A 5,806-nucleotide genomic window follows, 5' to 3' on the forward strand; every position below is an offset into this window, starting at 1 on the left:
GATAGAATAGCGATAGGTAAGGTTTTGATATTATCTCTACCTTTTCCCCCGCTCCACACCGTACGTGCAAGTTTCCTCGCATACGGCGTTCCATCAAAATAACTTACTTTCCTCCATCGGATTTCAACAGACATATACTCTCGCAAGTATATACTGCTTACAAATTTCACTTTATTTTTGTGCTTGTTTCAATTTTTCTCTAAATTTTTCGATTTTCTTTACTACTTTTGTGTCTAAACTTTCAGGTATTTCACTTCCGTGTATCATCAAATGACAACTTCTGCACACCCATGCTAAGTTATTTACCTTGTTTATCTTATCAATCGGCAACTTATTATCTACATGGTGGCAATTAGCTGTAGGATTCTCATAAAGTGGTATTTTACAACATCTGCATTTCCCTTTATCTCTATTGAAAGCATACTCACGATTCATGAAGTACTCAAAATTCATTTTATTTTCCGCATAGACTGCCATACGTAAATCATCACTCGTATTGATAGACGGTCTGTCCTTAGGAAGCGGTTTATTTTTATTTCGGTAATTTACATAAATCTTTCTGCCCTCTGGAGTGTAAGGTGTCATCTTCTGATTAAATGGTTTAGCTTCATATCGAACATGAGTAATGAATGCCATTGTAATTCCTATCCACATATCCTCGTAAGGTATGGCAAAAGTCTTACTGATATAGCCCTCGTGCCTATGTGGTAGATTGGCTAAATCCTTTAGGGGAATTTGCCATTCATTATATTTGTCGGTATACATTCTTTTCCAAGTAGATAACGCACTATTGTTTACTCTTCGGTCTATCACATGGAACGCATGGGAGCTTATCCCAATTTTTATATATTCAGCAATTCCCATAATGACCGAATTTATATATTGTATCTGTGCGATTCTGTTGTTTACTGCCGAGTAGTTCCTTATATCTCTGATTTCTTTACAAAGGTTTTGTATCTTTTTACTTAACCTTTTCATATCAGGATACGGCTTACCAACAAAATGTTCTTTTATTTCTTTATCAGCAGGTGTTCTTCTTGGTTTTTCAGCTTTTATTACAAATCCTAAGAAATGTATTCCATCTATTCTCATGTCGGTTACTTTTGTTTTCTCCTCTGACAATTCGAGTTTCAGCTTGTACTTGAAATACCTGCTTAATTCTCGTTTCAGTCTTTCCGCTTCTTTCTTAGATGATGTCAAAATCACCCAATCATCAGCATATCTGAAATTGTACTTTGGAGTTATCCCTGACCATTTTAATCTTCTTGAGTCATTGCATTTGTATTTACACTTTCTATGTGGTTCATAATATTTTCTTCCTACATACCAGTCAAAATCATTAAGATAAACATTTGCCAGTAACGGTGATAATATTCCACCTTGCGGTGTTCCTTTATCATCGTTCTTTAACATATCATACTCAATGTATCCGACCGATAGCATAGCCTTGATGATTTGAATTACACGTTTGTCATGAACTCCTATATCCCATAGCTTTCCTAACAATATTCTATGATTTATGTTGTCAAAACAGCCTTTTATATCGCCCTCTAATGCCCAGACTGGTTGGTCTTTAGACTTATAGCTTGCATTGATTACATTGACAATACCCCTAATTGCGTGTTTTTGTGAGCGATATGGTCTGAACCCATAACTATGCGGATAAAATCTTGCTTCGCATATTGGTTCAATAATTATCCTTATACACTCCTGTACAATCCTGTCTAAGATTGTCGGTATCCCAAGAGGTCGCTTTTTACCATTCCCTTTGTCTATATATACTCGTTTAGCAGGTTTTGGTTTGTAATCACATATTGATTTCTTGACCAAATATATTACTTCGTCCTTTGGCATTTGCAGGTACTTATCCATTTTTATTTTATCTACTCCGGTAGTTTTACTACCTTTGTTGGATTTTATATTATGGATTGCCGTTACAATAACAACTTCATCTGTTATTGCCTCTAAAAGCCCTGTAAATACATTTCCTGTTTTTGATTTTTCGTAAAGTAAATCCAGTAATTTCTTTAAATCTGTTTCATTTGAAAATTTGACGTTTATATGCACAGGCTATCACCTCGCAGTTCGTCACCCATTATTTCAGGGAGTTTTACTAATTTTAGTTATTTTCTTTTCGTGAAATCTGTAAATTATTCTGACTAGTCCCCTTTGCCTTGAGTATTTCAACTCATGTAGTTGGCTTTCCCAACCTCAGACTACTATGGGACTGCTGACTTCCTGTATTTTTCATCACTCTGTACAGCTCCAAATACAGGCTCTCAAACGTTCCTAAATCTCTATCCTTGTGTAGATTTAACTACTTGAAAACCTTAGGTTTCCACCTTACACCGTAGGGACAAGCATATCTTGAATTACAGTTAAATATGCTCTGTATGATATTTCATTCATACAGGAATGTATCGAAAAACCAGCAATACACTCTTCCCTAATCTTTCACCCTTTCGGGTGCCGCTACTCTTACGATGCTGCATGGATTTCTTTAACGTAACCATAGTTTTCGGAAGACCGCACTATTTATCCCATATTCATTTTCATGAACTTAGGTATTCAAGTTACGACTTTATCACGCTTTATACATGAAATGTTGTACAGACATTTCTGCATAGTGAAGTATCATCTCGCACACCATTTCCGGCTTTGATATGCCATCATCAATGTTAATTCAGTGTGGCAAGGGCAATTCTCCCTTGATTTTGAGATTTAAGTTCTGACAGTTCATTCTTATTTCTAAGTGATTTCTGTCGGTTGATTTCGGTAGTTTAATCACTCCTTCCTTATTCAACAACGTTTCGCACGATTTTTGTAATTGTGTGCTTCGTCGATAAAGAGCTTATCAACGCCTAATTCCTCAAAGGTAATGACATCGTCTTTCTTAAAATCATCATTTAATTTTTCAAGCCTTGTTTCCAGTTTTTTCTTGGTCTTTTCAAGCTGCTTTACCGTAAAGTTCTGATTTCTATCATGCTTATATTCCTCAACATAGTTGATGATTTCATCAATCTGATCCTGAATGTGTTTTTCCTGATATTCTTTACTCATCGGAATTTTTTCAAACTGCGTATGCCCGATTACAACCGCATCATATTCGCCAGTAGCAATTCTTCCTATGAACCTTTTTCTGTTTTTCGGCTCAAAGTCTTTCTTATCTGCCACCATAATATTAGCTGACGGATAAAGCTGCATAAACTCTCTGCCAATTTGACCTGTCAGGTGATTCGGTACAACAAATAAAGACTTGGAACACATCCCAAGCCTTTTAGATTCCATTGCGGAAGCCACCATTTCAAAGGTCTTTCCGCTACCAACCACATGGGCAAGAAGCGTATTTCCTCCGTAAAGGCTTCTTGCAATAGCATTTTTCTGATGAGGTCTAAGCTCTATTTTAGTATTCATCCCCTCAAAAGACAGGTTGCTTCCGTCATATTCACGATTCCTGATAGAGTTAAAACGCTCATTATACAGTTTTACAAGTCTGCTTCTTCTTTCCTGATCATTAAATATCCAGTTCTTAAATTCTTCCTTTAGAAGTTCTTCTTTCTGCCCTGCAAGAAGCGTTTCTTTTTTGTTTAGCACAGAAGTTTTGGAGCCGTCAGGATTTACAATTTGGTCAAATACTTTCGTTTCTTTAAGGTTTAATGCATCTTCAATCAGCTTATAGGCACTTACTCTACTTGTACCGTAGGTCATTTCAGCAAGGTCATTTCCTCTGTCTTTGCTTTTTCCTTCAATATTCCATTCGCTTGTAAGATTTGAAAACTTAACCTTAATATCCCATCTTGCCCAGCCCGGAGTTTTCAGTGTTTCAAAGATGAATTTTTCAATTTCTTTTATCGGTATCCATGTTGCACCAAGTCTTACATTGATTTCACTTGCTTCAAGCTCTTTTGGAAGAACTTTTGTAAGCTCTGCCTTTTGGTATTCCAAACGGTTCATCTCATAGCTTATCAGCTCTTTTTCTTTGCCATCTTCCGCATAGCCAAGATGAGGTAACTCTCTTTCCGTTTGCCTTAACTTTGCAAGGTAACTGTCAACAATCGCAATCTTATCTCTGATGTTTCCTGATAGGTACTCGTCTTTTGTTACATAGCCATATTTATATGAATTACTGCCATTTGCACAGGCAAAAGGTAAATCCCCATCCTCCAAGTTAAAGGATAATGGTCTGTAAAAGTTTTGTTCTTCTATGATGTTTAGGTATATTTCTCCCCTTAATTCTTCTATCAGAGTCGGTCTGTCTTTTCCTGTAAGACTTCCCATATACTCAAAGTCTACATAACCTTTTTCAGACATAGATAACACAAGAGCTTCAAGGGAAGTATCTACATGGTCGATTGTCTTTGCCTTTGTGATGGTTCTCTTACTGAAAATATCGCCCTTTGCTTTAAAATTTTCTTCCTCATCAAGGATTTCTATGGAGGAAACAAGTGGAAAATTACTATCTTCTTTTAAGATTCTGGTATTACTTAGGTTATTGACATACCCATGCTTTTTAGAAAAACTGTCATAGACTTCATTGAGCTTTTCTTGAGCTTTCTTTACCTCATAATCGGAAAAATCTTCCTTTTGCTTGTAGATTACATCTTTTAGAGCATCATTTAACTCAAGGTAATCCTTAATCTTTTCCTTATTTTTCTCCGTTACTTCTTTCTTTACGAAAAGTGAGTTTTCTCTGTAATAAACCTCATCATCAATAATGGTATATGAAAAGTTCTTGACATCATCCGTTGCAGGTATTGTACTGATTTCATCATCAAGTAGCTCTATTTCTTCATACTTTGCCTCTTTAGAGATTTCTTCGCTTGCTTTTGTGAGTAATTCCTTTAAGTCAGCATTTTCTTTTGGAAGGCAAGCAAGTGTGTTTCCAAATCTTCCTGAAACTTCACGCATTGTGCCGAGTACCTGTTCAGGATGATCTACAAAATATTTATTATAGGTAAGACCATTTTCATCTTCAGCAAGATGAATCCAGTCCTCATCTCTTTCTCTGATACTGTCCCTTTTCTTTAGGAATATAATATCTGAGGTTACTTTTGTTCCGGCTACGCCCTTAAAGGTATCATTTGGAAGTCTGATTGCCCCTAAAAACTCTGCTCTTGCTGCAAGATAGCGTCTTACACTTTCGTCCTTTTTATCCATTGTTCCACTTGATGTGATAAAGGCGATAATACCGCCGTTTCTGACTTTATCAATGGATTTCGCAAAGAAATAATCATGGATCAAGAAGTTATTTTTGTTATACTCTCTGTCATTTACCTTATACTCGCCAAACGGCACATTTCCAATCACAGCATCGAAGAAGTTATTGGAAAAGCTCGTTTCTTCAAACCCTTTAATCTGTATGTCGCTTTCAGGGTATAAGAGTTTTCCTATGCGACCGCTTACCGAGTCAAGCTCCACACCATAAAACTTCAACTTTTTCATTTCATCAGGAAGATTTCCGATAAAGTTTCCTATTCCCATACTTGGCTCAAGGATATTTCCACTCTTAAATCCCATATCAGAAAGCGTCCTATACACTCCGTCAATAACGGTTTTCGGTGTGTAAAAGGCTGTTAAGGTTGACTCCCTTGCAGCTTCATATTCGACTTGAGTTAGGTTTTCCTTTAAGAAGTTTCTTGCAACTTCCCATTGACCCTTTTTACTTTCATCAAATATATCAGCAAGTCCGCCCCAACCGACATACTTTGAAAGGACTTCCTGAGCATTAATATCTAAATCTCTCTCACCTCTTTCAATTCGATTTAACATAGAGATTGCTTCAAAATTATTGTTTAATCTCTCACTT

At 36.4% G+C, this 5,806-nt stretch carries 1 protein-coding gene and 1 pseudogene; both read right to left on the reverse strand.

Annotated elements, in window-relative coordinates; translation table 11 throughout:
- Positions 1 to 171 precede the first annotated feature (171 nt).
- Positions 172 to 2,067 (reverse strand): group II intron reverse transcriptase/maturase, encoded by a 1,896-nt coding sequence (gene ltrA, locus HMPREF1152_RS00285; protein ID WP_000547927.1) that lies wholly within the window; start codon positions 2,065 to 2,067, stop codon positions 172 to 174.
- A gap of 750 nt (positions 2,068 to 2,817) precedes the next feature.
- Positions 2,818 to 5,806 (reverse strand): annotated as a pseudogene (locus HMPREF1152_RS00290) (Eco57I restriction-modification methylase domain-containing protein); the annotation flags it as partial.

Origin of the sequence: Mogibacterium sp. CM50, from assembly GCF_000293155.1 — a bacterium.
GTDB lineage: Bacteria > Bacillota > Clostridia > Peptostreptococcales > Anaerovoracaceae > Mogibacterium > Mogibacterium timidum.